This window comes from Campylobacter sp. RM12637 (assembly GCF_020137645.1).
Classification (GTDB): domain Bacteria; phylum Campylobacterota; class Campylobacteria; order Campylobacterales; family Campylobacteraceae; genus Campylobacter_E.
This window is the reverse complement of sequence record NZ_JACGAV010000007.1, coordinates 1-19503: the sequence shown is the minus strand read 5'-3', so window position 1 is coordinate 19503 and position 19503 is coordinate 1. Positions and strand designations below refer to the sequence as shown.

At 26.8% G+C, this 19503-nt stretch carries 20 protein-coding genes; 5 read left to right on the top strand and 15 right to left on the bottom strand.

The features are described from left to right. Positions 1-7: 7 nt before the first annotated feature. Genes AVBRAN12637_RS05035 through AVBRAN12637_RS05010 form a run of 6 tightly spaced genes read right to left on the bottom strand, consistent with a single transcriptional unit; the run spans position 8 to position 6397 of the window. Positions 8-1096: a DNA adenine methylase gene (locus AVBRAN12637_RS05035; protein ID WP_336615445.1), complete on the bottom strand. Its 1089-nt coding sequence runs from the start codon at positions 1094-1096 to the stop codon at positions 8-10. Further along, a complete protein-coding gene (gene htpG / locus AVBRAN12637_RS05030; protein WP_336615444.1) occupies positions 1096-2913 on the bottom strand; it encodes a molecular chaperone HtpG in 1818 nt (605 codons plus the stop codon). Before htpG ends, AVBRAN12637_RS05035 begins: the two co-directional genes overlap by 1 nt. Positions 2914-2921: 8 nt before the next feature. Beyond that, positions 2922-3287: a fluoride efflux transporter CrcB gene (gene crcB, locus AVBRAN12637_RS05025; protein ID WP_214117327.1), complete on the bottom strand. Its 366-nt coding sequence runs from the start codon at positions 3285-3287 to the stop codon at positions 2922-2924. Then, positions 3284-3967 carry a lysophospholipid acyltransferase family protein gene (locus AVBRAN12637_RS05020; protein WP_214117326.1) on the bottom strand — a complete coding sequence of 228 codons (684 nt, stop codon included), beginning with the start codon at positions 3965-3967 and terminating at the stop codon, positions 3284-3286. The genes crcB and AVBRAN12637_RS05020 overlap by 4 nt, the downstream gene beginning before the upstream one ends. Continuing rightward, positions 3951-5102: a hypothetical protein gene (locus tag AVBRAN12637_RS05015; RefSeq protein ID WP_214117324.1), complete on the bottom strand. Its 1152-nt coding sequence runs from the start codon at positions 5100-5102 to the stop codon at positions 3951-3953. The genes AVBRAN12637_RS05020 and AVBRAN12637_RS05015 overlap by 17 nt, the downstream gene beginning before the upstream one ends. Further along, positions 5102-6397: a S41 family peptidase gene (locus AVBRAN12637_RS05010; protein WP_442862234.1), complete on the bottom strand. Its 1296-nt coding sequence runs from the start codon at positions 6395-6397 to the stop codon at positions 5102-5104. Before AVBRAN12637_RS05010 ends, AVBRAN12637_RS05015 begins: the two co-directional genes overlap by 1 nt. 155 nt (positions 6398-6552) lie before the next feature. Here AVBRAN12637_RS05010 and AVBRAN12637_RS05005 point away from each other — a divergent pair, with 155 nt between their 5' ends. Beyond that, complete coding sequence (locus AVBRAN12637_RS05005; RefSeq protein WP_336615443.1) at positions 6553-9120, top strand: ATP-dependent Clp protease ATP-binding subunit; 2568 nt, start codon at positions 6553-6555, stop codon at positions 9118-9120. A gap of 11 nt (positions 9121-9131) precedes the next feature. On the opposite strand, the gene AVBRAN12637_RS05000 is transcribed toward AVBRAN12637_RS05005, so the two are convergent. From AVBRAN12637_RS05000 to AVBRAN12637_RS04980, 5 genes are read right to left on the bottom strand one after another with little or no spacing between them, the layout of a single operon-like run. Then, positions 9132-10205 carry an SLC13 family permease gene (locus AVBRAN12637_RS05000; protein WP_336608385.1) on the bottom strand — a complete coding sequence of 358 codons (1074 nt, stop codon included), beginning with the start codon at positions 10203-10205 and terminating at the stop codon, positions 9132-9134. A 33-nt stretch (positions 10206-10238) separates the two neighbouring features. After that, positions 10239-10658 (bottom strand): hypothetical protein, encoded by a 420-nt coding sequence (locus tag AVBRAN12637_RS04995; protein WP_214117318.1) that lies wholly within the window; start codon positions 10656-10658, stop codon positions 10239-10241. Positions 10659-10704: 46 nt separating this feature from the next. Further along, positions 10705-11235 carry an SCO family protein gene (locus AVBRAN12637_RS04990; RefSeq protein ID WP_214117317.1) on the bottom strand — a complete coding sequence of 177 codons (531 nt, stop codon included), beginning with the start codon at positions 11233-11235 and terminating at the stop codon, positions 10705-10707. Between the two features lies 1 nt (position 11236). After that, a complete protein-coding gene (locus AVBRAN12637_RS04985) occupies positions 11237-11671 on the bottom strand; it encodes a hypothetical protein (RefSeq protein ID WP_336615442.1) in 435 nt (144 codons plus the stop codon). Beyond that, a complete protein-coding gene (locus tag AVBRAN12637_RS04980) occupies positions 11671-12096 on the bottom strand; it encodes a copper chaperone PCu(A)C (RefSeq protein WP_336615441.1) in 426 nt (141 codons plus the stop codon). Before AVBRAN12637_RS04980 ends, AVBRAN12637_RS04985 begins: the two co-directional genes overlap by 1 nt. A 144-nt stretch (positions 12097-12240) precedes the next feature. On the opposite strand from AVBRAN12637_RS04980, the gene AVBRAN12637_RS04975 reads away from it, so the two are divergent. Next, on the top strand, positions 12241-13203 hold the full coding sequence (locus tag AVBRAN12637_RS04975; RefSeq protein ID WP_214117312.1) for a L,D-transpeptidase family protein: 963 nt from the start codon (positions 12241-12243) through the stop codon (positions 13201-13203). After that, positions 13203-14192: an alanine racemase gene (locus AVBRAN12637_RS04970; RefSeq protein ID WP_336615440.1), complete on the top strand. Its 990-nt coding sequence runs from the start codon at positions 13203-13205 to the stop codon at positions 14190-14192. Before AVBRAN12637_RS04975 ends, AVBRAN12637_RS04970 begins: the two co-directional genes overlap by 1 nt. Here the strand turns inward: AVBRAN12637_RS04970 and AVBRAN12637_RS04965 are convergent. After that, complete coding sequence (locus AVBRAN12637_RS04965; RefSeq protein ID WP_214149804.1) at positions 14189-15220, bottom strand: AI-2E family transporter; 1032 nt, start codon at positions 15218-15220, stop codon at positions 14189-14191. The genes AVBRAN12637_RS04970 and AVBRAN12637_RS04965 overlap by 4 nt on opposite strands. After that, on the bottom strand, positions 15217-15636 hold the full coding sequence (locus tag AVBRAN12637_RS04960) for an Hpt domain-containing protein (protein ID WP_336615439.1): 420 nt from the start codon (positions 15634-15636) through the stop codon (positions 15217-15219). The genes AVBRAN12637_RS04965 and AVBRAN12637_RS04960 overlap by 4 nt, the downstream gene beginning before the upstream one ends. A 68-nt stretch (positions 15637-15704) precedes the next feature. Here AVBRAN12637_RS04960 and ruvB point away from each other — a divergent pair, with 68 nt between their 5' ends. Beyond that, positions 15705-16715: a Holliday junction branch migration DNA helicase RuvB gene (gene ruvB, locus AVBRAN12637_RS04955; RefSeq protein ID WP_214117299.1), complete on the top strand. Its 1011-nt coding sequence runs from the start codon at positions 15705-15707 to the stop codon at positions 16713-16715. 22 nt (positions 16716-16737) lie between these two features. Here ruvB and AVBRAN12637_RS04950 read toward each other — a convergent pair whose 3' ends face one another. After that, positions 16738-17730: a pyridoxal phosphate-dependent aminotransferase gene (locus AVBRAN12637_RS04950; RefSeq protein ID WP_336615438.1), complete on the bottom strand. Its 993-nt coding sequence runs from the start codon at positions 17728-17730 to the stop codon at positions 16738-16740. Then, positions 17723-18823 carry an aminoacetone oxidase family FAD-binding enzyme gene (locus AVBRAN12637_RS04945; RefSeq protein ID WP_275592002.1) on the bottom strand — a complete coding sequence of 367 codons (1101 nt, stop codon included), beginning with the start codon at positions 18821-18823 and terminating at the stop codon, positions 17723-17725. Before AVBRAN12637_RS04945 ends, AVBRAN12637_RS04950 begins: the two co-directional genes overlap by 8 nt. 76 nt (positions 18824-18899) lie before the next feature. On the opposite strand from AVBRAN12637_RS04945, the gene rdgB reads away from it, so the two are divergent. Next, on the top strand, positions 18900-19493 hold the full coding sequence (gene rdgB / locus AVBRAN12637_RS04940; protein ID WP_214117295.1) for an RdgB/HAM1 family non-canonical purine NTP pyrophosphatase: 594 nt from the start codon (positions 18900-18902) through the stop codon (positions 19491-19493). Positions 19494-19503: the final 10 nt, after the last annotated feature.

Genomic DNA, 19503 nt, shown 5'->3' with positions numbered 1-19503 from the left:
ATTATTTTTATATTTTTTTAAGGATATATAAAATCTCTTTTACATGGATTTTACGATTATTTAGATTTCTACTTGCTCTAAAGGTATTATATTTTTGCTCTAATATATTTAAACTACCAAATTTTAAAAGAGTGTTTTTAAATTCATCTTCACTTATTATACCTTCGTTGTTATATGAGATTAAAATTATTTTTGCTTTTAGATTTTTTATTAGCTCAAAAAAGCTTTCGCTAGCTGTTTTTTTAGAATTATAAACGCTTTTATTCCAATCCTTTGTAATACCTGAAACCTTAGAAATATCTTGTGGTTTAATATAATTTGTAATTAGATTTAGCATAAAATAATTTGAGCCATAAGGGTGTTGATTGTAAGGTGGGTCAATATAGCATAAATCACAATCAAGCTCATTTGCTAAAACATTTGCGTCTTGCCAAAACACATTAAAAGGCACATTATGGTTTGAAAAAATAGGCATTGCCAACTCAATATTGGCAGTAATTCTACTAAGAGCATTTTTGCCACTTCCACCCCATTGTCCTATGCCATTTTTATTCTTGTAAAAGCCTTTAAAAACACCACTTGTATTTACTTTTACACTAGCTTCGTATAAAAGTGGTGCTAAAAAGTATTTTTTATATTTGTGATTTTCTAGTAATAATCTTGCCGTATCAATATAATTAGCATTATAATTTGTATAAAAAGCTCTATCATTTTGAGTGATATTGAGCTCATCTTTAGGAGAGTAAAGCTCTCTTATAAAGCCGTTTTCATTAAAATTATTAATGATTTGCTCTTTTAGTTTTTTATGCTCTATTTCAAGCTCTTTATAAAAATTATTATCAATATTTGATAAATAGCATTCGTTGATTGCTTTACTATAACTTTCTAAATCATTTGCTATTAAATAGCTTGAGTGTTGTTTTAAAAATCTTGCGACAATGCCACTACCACTAAACAAATCAACCGAGCTTAATTTATCTTTTTTAAGCTCGGTTTTTGCATATTTTACGCCTTTTTCAATAAAGCCTAATAATGAGCGTTTATTGCCTAAATAAGTAATTATTTGTTCGCTTAAATAGGCTTTGTTTTCTTGCATTAAAACGCTTTTTTAGCTAGATTTATAACAGCTTCGTTAAACTCACTAACCTTAGCAAATTCTAAGCCTTGAGCAAGTGCTGCGGTGCCATAAGCTATAAATGCTAGATTTTTAAGGCTATCTTCGTTATTTTCATTTATTAGTTTTGCTACTAATTCGTGTTTTGCATTTAGTTGTAAAACACCTTTAGCATTCATTTTTTCTCCGCTAAATTGAGCCATCATTTTAGCCATCATATATTCTTGGTCTTTAGTATCATAAACTAAGCTTGATAATGAGCTTTCTAAAGAATTAGATAAAACTACTTCTTTTACATCATTTTCTAATATTTTGCTTAGTTTTTCACAAAAGCCTTTTTGCTCTTCGTTTAATTCATCTTTTTTGATTTCATCAACTTCGTTTATAGCTTTTAAATCAAAATCTTTATATTTATGAACCATAGGAATTACAATTGGGTCAATCTTGTCGCTTAAAAGCAATACATTTATGCCATTTTTTTTGTAGCTTTCAAGTAAAGGTGAGTGTTTTAATAATTCTTTATTTTCACCGATTAGATAATAAATAGTTTTATTTTCGCCTAAATTAGCACAATATTCATCAAGTGTGATTTGAGTATCGTTTTGACTATTATCAAATTTGCATAATGCTAAAATCTCATCTTTGTTTGCACTTGGGTCAAACAATGCTTCTTTTAATACAGCACCAAATAATTTATAAAACTCATCATATTTATTAGCATCATTTTTTTGTAATTTTTCTAATTCACCTAAAATCTTTTTAGTGCTGATTTCTTTTATTTTTCTTAAAATTACATTTTCTTGTAGTATCTCACGGCTTACATTTAAAGGTAAATCCTCAACATCAAGCACACCTTTAACAAATCTTAAGTAACTTGGTAAAATCTCTTCTTTTTCGCTAATTAATACTCTTTTTACATAAAGTTTTATACCTTTTTCATAATCTACTCTATATAAATCGTGTGGAGCATTTGCAGGGATAAAAAATAAGCTTGAATATTCTAAAGAACCGCCTTCGCTTTTAGTATGAACATATAAAATCGGCTCTTTACTATCATAACTTATGCCTTCATAGAATTTTAAATAATCTTCTTTTTTAAGACTTGCTTTGTTTTCTCTCCATAAAGCTTTTGCTTTATTGATTTGCTCGAATTTTAATTCAGTTTTAGCGTTTTCTCCTTCGCCAACACTTATCTCTTTTTCTAAGAAAATCGGATAAGAAATATGATTTGAATACTTGCTAACTAGGTTTTCAATAGTGTGAGTGTTTAAAAACTCATCATCTTTTAAATGTAGAACTATTTTTGTGCCAAAACTATCTTTATTTGTTTTAGTGATTTCATAACCATTTGTATCAGAACTCCACAAAAACGAATCATTGCTTAAGGCTTTTTTAGTATAAACTTCAATTTTATTTGCAACCATAAATGCTGAATAAAATCCAACACCAAATTGACCTATCAAATCGCTATTTTTCTTAGCATCTTCGCTTAAATTTTCTAAGAATTTCTTAGTTCCACTTGAAGCAATTGTGCCTAAATTATTATTTAAATCAGCTTCGTCCATACCTATGCCGTTATCTTCTATGATTAATAATTTAGCGTCTTTATTAATGCTAATTTTAATACTAGGATTAAAGCTAATTCCTTTATAAGCTTCATCGCTAAGGCTTAAGAAATTTAGCTTATCTATAGCGTCGCTTGAGTTTGATATAAGCTCTCTTAAAAATATTTCTTTATTTGAGTAAAGTGAATGAATCATTAAATTAAGTAATTGATTTACTTCGGTTTTAAATTCCATATTTTCTCCTATTTAAAAAAATTTAAAGCAATATAAGTTGCTATTAGTCCAAATACTACATTTAAAATAATATTTGCACTAAAGGCAACGAAGCCTAATGATTTTAATAATGTTATGCTCTCATAAGTAATTGATGAAAAAGTAGTAAAAGCACCTAAAAATCCTACTACTATTAATAATCTTATCTCGTTTAAACTCTCGTAATTTTTAGCTAGTGCATAAAATAATCCTATCAAAAAACAGCCTATTAAATTAACGATTAATGTCCCAGCTATAAAGAATTTAAAATCAAAATTACGATTTATAAAAGTGCTTAAAATATATCTTAAAACAGCACCAATGGCTCCACCTAAAGCAACCATAAAAATATTCACTCATTAGCCTTGAAATATTCATTAATTGCTTCTTGCATTAAGTCTTTTGCATTGTCTAATTCATTAGCTTTTAGTGGTTGTAAAGGTATTATTGTAAGTTTTTTACCTAAGTGAATTGTTATTCTTTTACTATCTAAAATCTCTTTTGAACCAATAATTACAACAGGTTGAACTAAAACATCTAACTTAGTAGCTAGCATTGAAGCGCCTTTTTTAAATCTTAATAACTCATAGCCATCACTTCTAGTTCCTTCAGGAAACATAGATATGTTTCTATTATTATTTAATCTATCGTTTGCTTCATTTATAACTCTTACAAAATCTCTTGCGTTTTCTCTATCTATTGAAATCATTTTAGGTAATTTTATGATATTTCCAAAGAAAAATAATTCTTCAATCTGTTTTTTTGCAATCCAAGCTAAATCGTATGGATATATATCTTCAAGTGCGATAATATCTAGCATTGAGCGATGATTTAGGATAATCATTCTTGCATTAGGATTAAAATCGCCTTTTATTTCTATTTTATAACAGCACAATTTACGGATAAATTTTGCCCAAGTTTTTCTAATAACCCAATTTTTTTTAGGGAAAATAAACATTAAAACAATTACAAAAGCAATGCTGATTGCTATGATTATTGCTAGAAAAATACTTAAGATTTTATTCAATATCTTCATTTTTTACCCAACCACTTGTATTTTCATCAAGTGCTATTTTTACAAAATTGTCTTTTTTGGTTATGATTTTTACTTCTTTTATGTCAGTATTTTTATAAAAAATAGTTGAATTATTAGTTGGTAAAATTCTAACACTTGCACCTGATTTTAATTTAGCACTACTAAAATTCCCACCATCAATAAAGCTAAAAGCCACAAAAACTATAGCAAGTGCTATTAAAGAAAAAAACCTTTTAAAAATTACTACAATTATGAGACAAATTACAGCTAAGATTAAGCTTCCAATTTGTAAATAAAAATTAATTTCTTTTGTTATTGGATTTAAGTCTGTTTGAGTGCTTATTTCTTCAGATTCTACTATGATTTTATTAGAATATTCTATGAATTTATTTTCTAATGGGTCATAATATGAAAAAGAGAAATTTTTCATATTATTAGGAAAAATTAAAGCAATTGAGCATTTTGCATTTTCATAGTCTTTTCCGACATTTGTAATGCTTTGCGATTTTGCAGTTTTTAAAGAAAAATTATTAAAATTAGTGTTATTTGCTTTTGCGTCCATTCCACATATAACGCTAGTTTCATCATATTCAGTGCATTTTAAATTTGTAATTTTTAAATCACTTGCAACTAACTCTACATAATCTTTATTAAATTTTAATTCTTCAATTTTTAAATTATCTAGGCTGATTTTAGCATTTCCTACTTCTTGAGTATTTCTAAATAACTTAGCATCAATTGAGTTTAGTTTAGCATTTGCTGTATTTGCTTGAAAATAAACACGAGTAGTATAAATTCCATTTTCGCTATTAAATTTAATATCTTTATTTAATTGTTGCATATCAATGCTTTTTTCAAAATTAATTTGCGGAGTAAAATTTGTTTTATAATTAGAATTAATTGTTATATCTATATAAAAAACTTCTTTAGTTTTTACAGAATTTTTTGAAAAATTAGCATTAATAGCAAGTTCTACTTTATCATTAAATTCTTCTTTAATATCGCTAGTAAAACTATTTGCATCTTCATTATTTTGATTAAGGTTTGTATAAACTTGAGCGTCCATTACACTTAATTCTTTTGATGGAGCTGCAAATAAAATACTAGCAAATATCAAAAAGATTATTTTTTTCATTAATTTCCTTTAATTACTAAGATTTTTAAAGCGTCAATTGCTGATTTTAATTGAGAATCTTCATTGATTTGCTCTTGAGTTAGCGTATTTTTATCGGTTTTGTTTTCTTTTTTACCATCAATTTTTTCTAATTCATTTTCTAGGTGTTTTTTAAGTTCACTTTCTTTTATACTAAAGCCACTATCTTCAGTATTTACCTTACCAGGATACACAATAATATCAGGAGTAACTCCTACTGCTTGAATTGTTCTTCCACTTGGTAGATAGTATTTTGCGATCGTTAGTTTTATACCTTCTTTATCATTGATTTCTCTAATCATTTGAACACTTCCTTTGCCAAAAGTCTTCTCACCAACAATAATCGCTCTTTTTCTATCTTGCATAGCTCCACTTACGATTTCGCTTGCACTTGCACTTCCACCATTTACAATTATACTAATAGGTATTTTTGTATTTATTGCAGCACCTTTAATTGCTAAAGTATCTATTTTAGCACTTTCATCTCTTCCTTTTTGAGATACTAAAATACCTTTATCAATAAATAAATTCAATAAATCTGTAGCTTGGTTTAATAAACCACCTGGGTTGTTTCTTAAATCAATTACTATCCCTTTAATATCCTTATTAATAGCTAATGCGTCTTTTACTTTACTTACAACATTTCTATCAAAACTTGTAATTCTAATGTATAAAAAGTCTGTATTTTCTATTTTTTTAGTATAAACGCTTTCAACTTTTATAATATCTCTTGTTATCGTAAAATCTAGTGGCTTTTTCTCGCCTTTTCTATATATTGTAATATTAATCTTAGTATTTGGTTTGCCACGCATTTTAGAAACTGCGTCATCAAGATTCATTCCTATCGTGCTTTCATTTTCAATTTTTAAAATAACATCGCCTGATTTAATGCCTATTTTATCAGCAGGAGTTCCTTCAATTGGTGCAATAACGGTTATTGCATTATCTTTAATTGATAAAGTCATTCCTAGACCGCCAAATTCTCCATTTGTGCTTTCTTGTAAAGATTTGAAATTCTTTTCATTTAAAAATGCTGAATGTGCGTCAAGATTACTCAATAATCCTTCTAAAGATTTATCCACAAGTTGCTCTATACTGATTTCATCAACATAATTTGCTTCAATCATTCTAAAAGTTTTAATAAGCTTTGAGAATGCTTGTCTTTCAGCTTCTTCATCAGTTTTTGCAAACAACGAAATTCCAAGTGCAACACACAAAAATATCTTTTTATTAAAATTCACGATAGCTCCAATAAGATTTAAGATTAAAGCTGTGATTTTAACGCAATTTTTTAAATACAAGTAAGCAATTATGTGTATTTTTAAATAAAAAACTTAGCACTTAAGATATTTAAGTGATAAATTTAATTTTATACTTGACAATAATAGACTAAAGTAATATAATGCGAACCATATCAATTAAAGGAGATAATATGAATATTCAAGATAAATTAACAAATCAATTTAATGAAACTTTAAGTCAAGCAGTGAGCTTATGTGTATTTAATAAAAATCCAAATATAGAACCATTTCATATTTTATGGGCTATTGCTAATGATTCAAGTTCTATTCTTAATCAAGTATTTAATAAATTATCAATAGATAAAACCGCAATTTCACTAATGTTAAAAAGTAAGGCTGATAATTTAGTAAAAAGCGATGGAGTAAATGCTAATAATGTAAAACCTAGTAATGCACTTTTAACTTCACTTGAAAAGGCTATTGGATTTGCTTTAAGCAAAGGTGATAGCTACTTAAGCACTGATATGTGGATAATTAGTGAGTGTGATAAGGGTGGAATTTGTGAGTTATTAAAAGATTATTTAGATTTACTTGTATTAAAAAGCGAATTAAATGCTTTAAGAGGCGATAGAAAAATTAGCGAAAAAGAGCAAGATGACATAAGCAATAAAGAATTAGAAAAATACACCACAAATCTAGTTGAATTAGCAAAATCAGGCAAACTTGACCCAATTACAGGAAGGGATAATGAATTAGAAAGGCTTATGCAAATCTTAATTAGAAAAAGCAAAAATAATCCTATTTTATTAGGTGAGCCAGGAGTTGGTAAAACAGCTATAGTAGAAGCTCTAGCTCAAGCAATTGCTAATAAACAAGTGCCAAGCTCTTTAGCTAATAAACAAATATTAAGCCTTGATTTAGCAGCACTTGTTGCAGGAGCAAAATACCGCGGGGAATTTGAAGAAAGACTTAAAAATATAATTGAAAGTGTAAAAGCAAATCCTAATATCATAATTTTTATTGATGAAATTCATACAATATTAGGTGCAGGTGCAAGTGAAGGAAGTATGGATGCTGCTAATATACTTAAACCTGCTTTAAGTAGGGGCGAGTTTAAAACCATTGGTGCAACCACTTTAAAAGAATATAAAAAATATTTTGAAAAAGATGCTGCAATGCAAAGAAGATTTCAAAGCATAATTGTGAATGAACCAAGCGTAAATGATGCAATAGCAATGCTTAGGGGTCTTAAAGAAAGATTAAGCGCTCATCATAATGTAAGTATTAATGATAAAGCTTTAGTAGCTGCTGTTAAGCTTAGTAATCGTTATATTCAAGGAAGATTTTTACCTGATAAAGCAATAGATTTAATAGATGAAGCTGCAGCTGAACTTAAAATGCAAATTGAAAGTGAGCCAAGTGCTTTAAGAAATGTAAAAAATAATATCGTTAGATTAAGAGTTGAAAAAGAAGCTTTATTAATGGAAGGTGAAGAAAAAAATAAAGAAAGATTAAAAGAAATTGAAAATGAATTAAGTGAATTTAGCGAAGAAGAAAGAAAATTAAGAATGAAATTTGAAAACGAGCAAAGAGTATTTGCCGAAATTTCAAAAAAAATGAACGAGATTAATAATTTGCAAAATGAAGCAAATATTGCAAAAAATAAAGGAGATTATCAAAAAGCAGGAGAGATTGAATACGGAAAAATCCCACAAGTTAAAAATGAGCTTGAGAATGCTAAGGCAAATTGGCAAGAGTTAAAACAAAGCGGAACTTTACTTAAAAACGAAGTTGATGATGAGCAAGTCGCTTTAATTTTGGCAAAAATGACAGGAATAAAGGTTAGTAAATTACTAAGCAATGAGAGTGAAAAATACTTAAATCTTGAAAATAATTTACAAACTCGTGTAGTAGGACAAGATAAAGCTATAAAAGCTCTAGCTCGTGCAGTAAGGGCAAATAAAGCAGGGCTTAGTGATAGCAATCGTCCTATAGGAAGCTTTTTATTCTTAGGGCCTACAGGAGTTGGTAAAACTGAATTAGCAAAAGCAATTGCAAAAGAGCTTTTTGATGATGAAAAGGCTTTAATTCGTTTTGATATGAATGAATATGCTGAAAGTTATAGAGTAAGCAATTTAATAGGTTCTGCGGTTGGTTATGTAGGAAGTGATGAAGGCGGACAATTAACAGAAGCTGTTAAAAATAGACCTTATTCGGTGCTACTTTTTGATGAGATAGAAAAAGCTCATCCTGATATTTTTAATATATTTTTAAATATGTTAGATGAAGGAGCTTTGAATGATAATAAAGGCTTTAGGGTTGATTTTAAAAATACTTTAATAATATTTACAAGTAATATTGGAGCAGCTAAGTTTGTAGATATTAAAAATGAAAAAGAAAGAAATGAATTAATAAATAAAGAATTATTAAAATACTTTAAACCTGAATTTGTAAATAGGCTTGATGAAATAGTAGGATTTAATGCTTTAAATAAAGATTTATGCTTACAAATTGTTGATATTTTACTTAAAAATACTAGCAATAAATTAGCTGAACTTGGAATTGGCTTTAGTATTAGTGAGAATGCAAGATTAGAAATTTTAAATCTAGGATATAGTGATGAATATGGTGCTAGAGCCTTAAAAAGAACTATATATCAAGAAATTGATTCAAGACTTAGTGAACTTATTTTACAAGGGAATTTGAAATCTTTTGTAGAAGTTGATTTTGATAAGGAATTTATATTTAATACGAAATAATTTTATCCCGATTAAATTCGGGATAATTCTTTAAAAACTACTAAAATTATTAAAAATACAATATTTATCCAAGTAAAATTGATTATGTATTTAAAAGCTTTATTTTTATAAGAATTAATATAGTATTTATAAGAAATTAAACTAGCCATAGACGCTATTAAAGTCCCTAATGAGCCAATATTTACCCCTAATAATAATTCTTTATAATCATTTGTAAAACTAGCTAAAAACACACAAGCAGGAACATTACTAATAATCCAAGATAAAAATATACTTAGATAAAAAATATCAAATTCTTTAATACTTATAAAATAACTTATATTTTTTACAAATATAAAAAGATTTATAAAAATTATAATAAGAGAAAAATCAGCTTTAAAAATTGCGTTTTTATTGCTAATAAATAAGCTTATAAAAACTATAAAAAAGCCTAAAAATATATTTAAAATATCACTAACACATAAAATTGATATGAAAAATAATGCTAGGTTTTGGATAAATAATTTTTGATTTATTTGAGTTTTTATAAGATTTTTTAGTTTTATGTTTTTGTTTTTAATGTTTATGGTAAAAATAAATAATAATATTAAAGATATAAAGCAGTAAATATAAGTGCTTTTAAAAAAGCTTAAAAAATCTAAATGAAAATATGTGAATATAAATAAATTTTGTGGATTTCCAAATGGTGTTAGCATTGAGCCAAGATTTGCTGCTATTGTTTGTAATATTATGATTTGCATAGTAAATTTTTTCGCTTTTAATTCTTTTAATAAATAAATACTAAAAGGCACAAAACAAAGCAACGCTACATCATTAGTAACTAACATAGAGCTAAAAAAACATATTAGTATTAGTAAAATTGCTATGGTTTTTAATTTGGTAATTTTGTTTAATACATAAAAGGCAAGTAGCTTAAATGCTCCTATTAATTCTAAGGATTTATTAACAGCTATAAACATAGAAAGTAGGGCAAGTGTCTTAAAGCTTATAAAATCATATAAAGAATTTAAATAAGTAAAATTAATACCTTTAAAAATAATTAAAACAACAAAACTAATTAATGAAAGAATAAATGTAAATAGCATAAGTTTAATTCATTCCGAAAAACGGAATGAATATTAATAATCGTCTTTTTCGCTTACTTGATATTCAAGCTCTTCAATTCTATCTTCTAAACCATAAATAATCTCTTTTAATTTTTCAAGTTCCATAAAGATTTTATCGCTTGAGTTTTTATCACGATTATTATTGAATTGTTTCATAATACCAAGTTCAGCTTTTAATTTTTCAATTTCATTTTGTAATTCTTCAACTTTACTTACTTCGTTAGACAATGTAGTTTCCTTTGATTTAGATTTAACAGCTTTATCTTCAACTACTTCTTTTTCTACTTTTTCAGCTTTTGTTGCAGTTGGTTTTTTTGCTACTTCTTTAGAAGTTTCTTTTTTACTTACTTCTTTTTTAGCCGTTTCTTTTTTAGCAGTAGTTTTTTTAGCTGTTTGCTTTGTTTCTTTTTCGCTAGTTTTTTTAGTAGCCATTATTTCTCCTTTATATATTTAAAAACCGAATTGTAAAAGTAAATAGTTAATTATTACCTAAAAATTCGCTAATTTTTTTCTTAACATTCGCATTTGTTAAATTGCTTATTTCTCCTTTGAAATTACCATCTTTATCAATTATATAAAAACTTGAGCTATGAGCTACGGTGTATTCAGCAGCACTATCTTGATAAATATACTCATATTTTACCCCATAGTTTTTTGAAATTCTTTTAAGCTCATCTTCGCTAGGCACAAGTCCTAGTGAGTTTTTATAAAAATATTGCACATATTCATTTATATCATTTGCCGTATCTCTTTTAGGGTCAAGACTAATAAATAATATTTTTATATCATTTCTATTTAATTCATTTAAAGCTTTAGTGGCAATAGCTAAAGAAGTAGGGCATATATCAGCACACAATGTGTAGCCAAAGTAAATTAATAAATTATCTCCTTTAAAATCTTTAAGGGTATAAGTTTTATCACCTGCTCCTTTTAAATTAAAATCATATTTATTATTAAAACAAGCAGTTAAGATTAATCCTAAAAAAATAAAAATAATTAGCTTTTTCATACTATCTCCTAACATCAAAATCTATAGATAAATCAAGGCTTTTATTGTCATTAAATAATTCTAATCTATATCTCATAGTATTTTCAGTACAAGCACTAAAAACAATATCTCCAATATAAGTATTATCAATCTTTTCAAATTCTCCTACAATATCTCCCATATACATATTAAGCCCATAAAGTCTTGCATTTAATTTGGGAAAATCTTCTAAATTTTTAATAATTACTTTTGTTTCTTCTAAGGTTTTTAGCGGTTTTGGACTTAAATCAAATATGATTTTTTTACCATTATAATCTACTTCACACTCACTTATATTTAAATCGCAACTAAGTGGAGTTAATGTAGTGATTAACTCCCTTTTTTTAGAATTTGGATAAAAATAAAACAAACTTGCAAAAATAGCAATTATTACTAATAAAAATATTAATTTTTTCATTAATGAGCATGAATTATTGATTTTGCTGGAATGTCTTTTAATTCAACTGTTTCGCCATTACTAAAGCTTAGTTCTAAATTAAGTTTAGTATCTTCTTTAATGCTATCTTTAATATCCATTAGCATAATATGATAGCTTTTTGGTTTTAGTTCTAAAGTATCATTTGCCTTGATTGTTGCATCTTGTATTCTAATCATTTTCATCATACCATCTTCGTGAATATGAGTGTGGATTTCTGTATTTTTTGCAAAATCACATTTAGCATCAACTAATTTTATATCTTCATTTGAGTTGTTTTTAATACTCATAAAAATAGCTGAATTTTTTGCATTTGGTGGGGTAATTTTAACATAAGGCTCACTTATTTCTATGTTGTTTGCAAATAAACTTGCACCTAAACTTAACGCTAATAATATCTTTTTCATTAAATTCTCCTTTTTAGTAAAAACGATAAGGATTATAAATAAATTTTTCTTAATGAAAGCAATAATCAAAAAAACATTTTTGGTATTAACTTAGCTTTAAAATTACTTTTTATAATTAGTCCTTAACTTTTATAGGAGCTAATAGTGAAAAAAATCATAATTTTATTATTATCAATTTATTTATATTCAGACAATTTATTACAAATTTATTTAAAAGATGGCATAGGTGCAGTTGAAAATAAGCTTGAAGCTGGACTTAGTGATGTTAAGTTTTGGCAAACTCAATTGCAAGGACTTGATTTAAAATATGGATACTATAGCGATGATGCTATGGTGGTAGTAGTTGATAAAGATAAACAAAAATTAGTTTTATTTGAAGAAAAAAACAACAAATTAACACCTAAATTCGAGCAAAGTGTAATAACAGGTCTTATGGGTAATAAAGAAAGAGAAGGGGATTTAAAAACCCCTATTGGAGCTTATCAGGTTTTAAACAAAATGGTTCCACCTGATAATTATTATGGACCTTATGCTTTTGTTTTAAACTATCCTAATTTATATGATAAAGTTCGTAAAAAAACAGGCTCTGGAATTTGGATTCATGGTTTTCCACTTGAAGGCGATGTAAGATATGATGCTTATAAGACTAAGGGTTGTGTTGTAATGACTAATGATGTTTTGTTAGATTTTAATGGCATTGTAAATAATAAAAAAATATATGTATTAATTAATGAAAAAGGCGTTGTTAGCACAAATGCTGATGAAATTGCTTTAATATTGGCTAATTTATTTGACTGGAAAAATGCTTGGACTAACAATGATTATAAAACATATCTTAGTTATTATAGTGATGAGTTTATTAAATATGATGGCACGAAAATATCTGCTTTTAAGGAGCAAAAAAAGGCAATTTTTAGTAGAAAGCAGGATAAAACAATACAATTTAAAGATATAAATATAATTCCTTATCCTAATTTAGAGCAAAGAAAAATATTTAAGATTACTTTTTATGAAAATTATGCTACTTCAAGTTATACTTTTAATGGCGAAAAAGTTTTATATATTGAATTAGTAAATGGAAAAATGTCAATCTTAACGGAGCAATAATGGCATTTATCACAATTAATAAAGCAAATTATTTTTATAATTTAAATGAGTGCTTAAAAAAAGTTAGTAGCATTGATAAATTAATCATTATTTTAAAAGACAATGCTTACGGGCACGATATTAATATAATTAGTGATTTGGCTTTAGAATTTGGTATTAAAAATGTCGCAGTAAAAAACATAAATGAAGCTAGTATTATTCAAAATAAATTTAAAAATATATTAATACTATCTCAAATTCCAAAGCATTATAAAGCTTGCGATAATTATATTTTAGCTATTAATGATTTGAGTTATTTTGATTATTTAAATAATGAAGATAAAGTCGCTTTAAAACTTGATACTAATATGCATAGAAGTGGAATATGTGAAAACAATTTAGAATTAGCTCTAAAAATTATTAAAGAAAAAAAGCTGAAATTAGTATCAGCTTTCACTCATTATTCAAGTCCAAATAATATTAAAAATCAAAAACCACTTTATATAAAAATGTGCGAGTTTATAAAGAATAATTATTCTGATGAAGTGTTTTTTCACTCTGCAAATTCTAGCACTTTATTTTTAGATGAAAATGAATATGATAAGGCTGCTAGAGTAGGCTTAGCACAATTTGGATATTGCGATGTAAAGGCTAATTTAAAGCCGGTTTTAAGTCTTTGGGCTGAAAAAATTAGCTCAAGAATTATTAGTGCTGGAGATAGTATTGGATATGATGAGATTTTTGTATCTAATAAGGATTTAAAAATTGCTAATTATGATTTAGGATATGGAGATGGGCTTTTATATTATAAAGGTTTAAAAGAATTTAAATTAGCAAATAACGAACAAGTTTTAGGCAAAATCTCAATGGATAGCTTTAGTATTGAAGATACTAATAAAGAAAATATCTGCGTATTTAACGATGCTTTAAAATACGCAAATTATTTTAATACTAATGTTTATGAAGCTTTAGTTAGATTAAATCCAAGTATTAAAAAAATAATAATTTAATGCTTTTCTATAATTAATACATAAAGCTTTACAACTGATAAAAATAAAGCCAAAATAGCAGGCCCTAATATAACTCCCCAAAAGCCAAATGTAGAAATACCAGCAATCATTGCAAAAAATATCAAAAGCTCATTTACATTTGCTGGTGTTTTTAACAATTTTTCATTAATCCATCTAATTATTAATGGTTTTACAAAAGTATCTGCAATAATAGAAATCATAATAATTGAATAAAGCGCAATTATTATAGCATTTGCTGTATTGCCGTGAGAGTATTCATATAAACTAACAGGAACCCAAAGTAAAGCACCGCCTATTAATGGAATTAGCGAAGATATTGCATATAAAATACCCATTAAAAGTCCGTTATATCCAAAATACATTAAAAATACTGCAAATAATAAACCTTCAAAAACAGCAGTAATAATTACAGAGTAAAACACAACGCTCATTACATTAGATACTTCGCCTAATACATTTTCAAATTCACTTTTTTTAAGCGGCATAAGTTTTCTAAAAAATCCTACAAGTTCTACTCCATAATAATTTGCGAAGAAATAAAATATTATTATTAATATAAGTTCAGTAAAGAATTTAACACCTGATTTTGTAAAATTTGAAGCATAATTTAATATATTTTTACCTACATTATTTAAATCTATTTCATTTAAAGCTTCTTTTACTTTTGGCTCTATGTAGTCTAAATTGCTTGGTAAATTAAATTCTGCTGATTTTAATTTTGTAATTGTTGTTTGAATTTGAGCTATATCTAAGTCTTTAATTGAACTTGCTAAAGAAAAGCTAGTGTATGCAAGTGGAGCAAAAAATAATAAAGACATCATAGTTGTTAAAACTATTGGAGCTACATATTTTCTTTTTGTTTTTACGAATATTTTATGATGAAGATTTGCAGTAGCAACTGCCATTAAAACAGCAATTGCAATAGTTAATAAAAAAGGTTTAAATAAATAAAGCAAACAACATAAAACCAATAAAACAATAGCTGTTATAAAATATTTAGCATTCATTTATTTAGCCTTTGTGGTAGGTGAATAATTTTTGGATTTAACGCTGATAGATAAGGATTATTATCGTTAAAATCTCTTTTGTATATCATAAATTGGTCAGTTACAAAAAGTAGCCAATCTACTAATTCATCGCTAGCAGGACCTTTCATATCTCTAGCTTCATCTAAGACATCTTCAACAATTTTACAAATATTTACGAATTGATTAATTTTTAAAAAACCACTAGCGCTTTTCATATTATGAAACATTCTAAAAAGCTCATTTACTTTATTTTTATATTTATCTTCATCTTCAAGTGCGATAATAACAGGCTCTAAAGAATCGCAAAAAATATTAAAATGGGTCATAAAATCATCAACGATATCAAAATCAAATTCTAATTCTAATTGCCCTAAAAGTCCTAAATTTTTATTCATGTAATCACTCGTTTTTATATTTTGCTAAGATTATACAAATTATTTACAAACATTATTTAAGGTAAAAAATGGAAAGAATAGTTGAAATTGAACAATTTAAAGATGATAGCAAATATGAAATTAGCCTAAGACCAAGCACTTTTGATGAATATGTAGGTCAAAACAAAACTAAAGAGAATTTAAAAGTATTTATAAAATCAGCAAAGTTAAGAAATGCCCCGCTTGATCATACTTTATTTTTTGGCCCTGCAGGTCTTGGAAAAACCACTTTAGCAAATATAATTGCAAATGAAATGGGAGTAAATATTAAAACCACAGCAGCCCCTATGATAGAAAAAAGCGGAGATTTAGCTGCAATTCTTACAAATCTTGAAGATGGAGATATATTATTTATTGATGAAATTCATCGCTTAAGCCCTGCTATTGAAGAAGTTTTATATCCAGCGATGGAGGACTTTCGTCTTGATATTATAATAGGAAGTGGCCCTGCAGCTCAAACCGTTAAAATTGATTTAGCTAAGTTTTGCTTAATTGCTGCTACTACTAAAAGCGGTGGAATTTCAACTCCGCTTAGGGATAGATTTGGGATTAATTGTAGGCTAGAGTTTTATACCCCTGATGAACTTGCCTTAATTATTAGCAAAGCTGCTTTAAAGCTTGATATTACCTGCGATAACGACGCTAGTAAAGAAATAGCTAAAAGATGCAGAAGCACCCCAAGAATTGCCCTTAGACTTCTTAAAAGAGTTAGGGATTTTGCCATAGTAAATAATGAAACAAAAATCACTTTAAAAAGAGCTAAATTAGCGCTTGAGAGTTTAGGCGTAAATGAATTAGGTCTTGATGAGTGCGATTTAAATTATCTTGAGTTTTTATGCAAGGCTAAAAAAGCAGTGGGCTTAAATACTATTGCAGCAGCTTTAAGTGAAGATGAAAGAACTATTGAAGATGTAATCGAGCCTTATTTAATAGCAAATAATTACATAGAAAAAAGTGCAAAAGGAAGAGTAGCAACCACTAAAGCTTATTCGCTTTTAAAATTAAGCGGTTATACACCTTCTTTATTTGATATAAATTAAGAATTAAATTCTTAATTTATTTTTACACCAAATCTTTTTCTTTTGCTAATTTTAAGGCTTTAAAAAATACATTTAATTCTTCAATATTTCCTACGCTAATTCTGTTAAATAAAGGATAATTATGTATTTTTCTACCTACTTTAACGCCGTTTTCTAGCATAAAATTATGATAATTTTCGCTTTTTATTTTATGTAAAATAAAATTAGCATTAGATTTAAAATAAAAAATATCCAATTCATTTAAAACCTGCTCTAATTTAGCCTTATTTTCTAAGGTCATAGCTCTTGTTTTACTTACAAATTCTTCATCTTTTAAAGCATTTATAGCACAAAATAAAGCATAAGCATTGATATTGTCTATTAAAATAAACTCATCAATAAAAGAAAGCAATTCATTTTCAGCAATAGCATATCCTATTCTAAGTCCTGCTAGAGCATAGATTTTAGAAAAAGTTCTAGTAATTATTATATTTTTTTGACATTTTTTAATACTTATAAAATTAGCATTGTATTCAGCATAAGCTTCATCTAAAATCATATAAGTATTATCCTTACAAATTGAGCATAAATACTCTAAATCATTTTGGCTAAGCTCTTTTGCACTTGGGTTGTTTGGATTGGTAATGTAAATTAAATTATATGAGTTACTTAATGGCTTTATATCATTTACATTTAGGATAAAATCATCTTTTAAATAAATATAAGTGATTTTTACTTTTAAAGCTTTTGCAATGCTTAAAACCAAATCAAATGTTGGCATAGGAACTATTAAATTAAGCTCTTTATTTTCGCTTTTTGCTCTTGCATTTAAAGCACAAATTGTTCTATAAATAATATCGCTTGAGCCACAACCTAAGCTTATGTTATTTGATTTTACATTATGCTTTTTGGCTAGTTCTTCTTTTAGCAAATACTCGCTATCGCAAGGGTATTTACACATTAAATCATAATCATTCATAATGCTTTTAAAATCGTGCTTTATTAAGGTATTTTCATTATTTGATAAATCAATCATCTTTTAACTCCTTGTTTAAATAATTTGCCAATTTTTTTGCACTAGCAAATGCAAAATGTATATTAAATCCGCCTAAAATCCCTGCTACATTTAAACATTCACCTATGAAAAATAAACCTTTATTTTCTAAGCTTTCATAATGCTCATTTAGGCTTTTTAGACTAACTCCACCTTTACAAACTTCTGCTTTATTAAAGCCTAGATTTCCTGCTGGTGCGAACTCATAATTATATAATTTATTTATAATCTCTTTTTCTTCTAAATTATATTTATTCATTGCTTTATCGCTTAAATTATTTGCATTTAAGTATTCTTTAATAAAAGCTTTAGGTAAAGATAAATGCGTGCTAGCTTGCTTTAAACTACTAAAATCTATTTTAAAATCATTTAGAAAATTAATTTTGATTTTGCCTTTAGTCCAAAACAATGAAGCACTCAAAACCACAGGGCCACTAATACTTTTATGGGTAAATAACATAGAACCTTTAAAAATATCATTAATGCAAACTTCAATGCTAATTCCACTAAGATTTTTCATAAAAAACTCATCTTTTTGTAAAGTAAGTGGCACTAAAGCAGGTAAAAACTCGCTAAATCCTATTTGAAATTCTTTTGCAATTTTTAATGCAATATCGCTTACTCCTAAAGTAGCAAAAGAAATCCCACCAGTAGCAATTACTACATTTTTAGCTAAAAACTCGCCTTTATTTGTGATGATTTTATAAGAATTATTTGCCTTTTCTAAGCCTAAAACTTTAGTATTTAGCATAATTTTTGATTTATTTTGACTTAATAATCTATCAAGGATTAATGAAGAATTAGGAGCAAAAAACTGCTTATTTCTAATTTTATTAAACTTAATTCCTTTAAAAAAATTAAGATTATCTTGATAGCTAAACTCATCTAAACTTTGCTTTAATTTATCATAATCATCGCATAAATACGATTTAATATTGATATTTTCATTTGTTACATTACATTTGCCACCACCACTTATTAAAAGTTTTTTAGCAACGGCGTTATTTTGCTCTAAAATTAAAGCATTTTTTTTCAAATTAGCAGCCAAAAATAATCCCGCTGCTCCAGCTCCAATAATTATTAAATCTTTAATGGTTTGTCCTTTTGGTATTTTTATTACTTATAATACTAAAAATTATAAAGGATAGATAATGAAAATAATAATTGCGAGTTCAAATAGTGGTAAATTAAAAGAATTTAAAGAATTATTAACAAATTGTGAGCTTTATTTAGCAAGTGATTTTGTGAGTGATTTTAATCCTATTGAAAATGGAAATAGCTTTAAACAAAATGCAAAAATTAAAGCAAAAGCATTGTGGGATAAATTAAGCGAAGAAGATAAGAAAAATTATGCAGTATTAGCTGATGATAGTGGTCTTTGCGTTGAGGCTTTAGATAATGCTCCAGGCATTTTTTCTGCTAGATACGCAAATGATTTTAGTGATGAAAAAGATGCTAAAAATAGAGAAAAATTACGCCTTGAATTAACAAAAGTTGGAGTTGATTTTAGTAAGGCTAGTTTTGTTTGCGTTTTATGCTTAATTACTAATTCAAAGATAGAATTTGCAAAAGGCGTTTGCGATGGAACGATTAGTAAAATAGAAAGCGGTAATAATGGTTTTGGCTATGATAGTATGTTTATTCCTTTAGGATTAAGTAAGACTTTTGCAGAGCTTAGTCAAGATGAAAAAAATAAAATTAGCCACAGATTTAAGGCTTTAGAAGAATTAAAAAAGATTTTTTAATAAATTACAT

Coding starts and splice junctions, on each gene's coding strand:
- AVBRAN12637_RS05035 (WP_336615445.1), bottom strand. CDS start 1,096: ATGCAAGAAAACAAAGCCTATTTAAGCGAACAAATAATTACTTATTTA.
- htpG (WP_336615444.1), bottom strand. CDS start 2,913: ATGGAATTTAAAACCGAAGTAAATCAATTACTTAATTTAATGATTCAT.
- AVBRAN12637_RS05020 (WP_214117326.1), bottom strand. CDS start 3,967: ATGAAGATATTGAATAAAATCTTAAGTATTTTTCTAGCAATAATCATA.
- AVBRAN12637_RS05015 (WP_214117324.1), bottom strand. CDS start 5,102: ATGAAAAAAATAATCTTTTTGATATTTGCTAGTATTTTATTTGCAGCT.
- AVBRAN12637_RS05005 (WP_336615443.1), top strand. CDS start 6,553: ATGAATATTCAAGATAAATTAACAAATCAATTTAATGAAACTTTAAGT.
- AVBRAN12637_RS05000 (WP_336608385.1), bottom strand. CDS start 10,205: ATGCTATTTACATTTATTCTTTCATTAATTAGTTTTGTTGTTTTAATT.
- AVBRAN12637_RS04995 (WP_214117318.1), bottom strand. CDS start 10,658: ATGGCTACTAAAAAAACTAGCGAAAAAGAAACAAAGCAAACAGCTAAA.
- AVBRAN12637_RS04990 (WP_214117317.1), bottom strand. CDS start 11,235: ATGAAAAAGCTAATTATTTTTATTTTTTTAGGATTAATCTTAACTGCT.
- AVBRAN12637_RS04985 (WP_336615442.1), bottom strand. CDS start 11,671: ATGAAAAAATTAATATTTTTATTAGTAATAATTGCTATTTTTGCAAGT.
- AVBRAN12637_RS04980 (WP_336615441.1), bottom strand. CDS start 12,096: ATGAAAAAGATATTATTAGCGTTAAGTTTAGGTGCAAGTTTATTTGCA.
- AVBRAN12637_RS04970 (WP_336615440.1), top strand. CDS start 13,203: ATGGCATTTATCACAATTAATAAAGCAAATTATTTTTATAATTTAAAT.
- AVBRAN12637_RS04965 (WP_214149804.1), bottom strand. CDS start 15,220: ATGAATGCTAAATATTTTATAACAGCTATTGTTTTATTGGTTTTATGT.
- AVBRAN12637_RS04960 (WP_336615439.1), bottom strand. CDS start 15,636: ATGAATAAAAATTTAGGACTTTTAGGGCAATTAGAATTAGAATTTGAT.
- ruvB (WP_214117299.1), top strand. CDS start 15,705: ATGGAAAGAATAGTTGAAATTGAACAATTTAAAGATGATAGCAAATAT.
- AVBRAN12637_RS04950 (WP_336615438.1), bottom strand. CDS start 17,730: ATGATTGATTTATCAAATAATGAAAATACCTTAATAAAGCACGATTTT.
- rdgB (WP_214117295.1), top strand. CDS start 18,900: ATGAAAATAATAATTGCGAGTTCAAATAGTGGTAAATTAAAAGAATTT.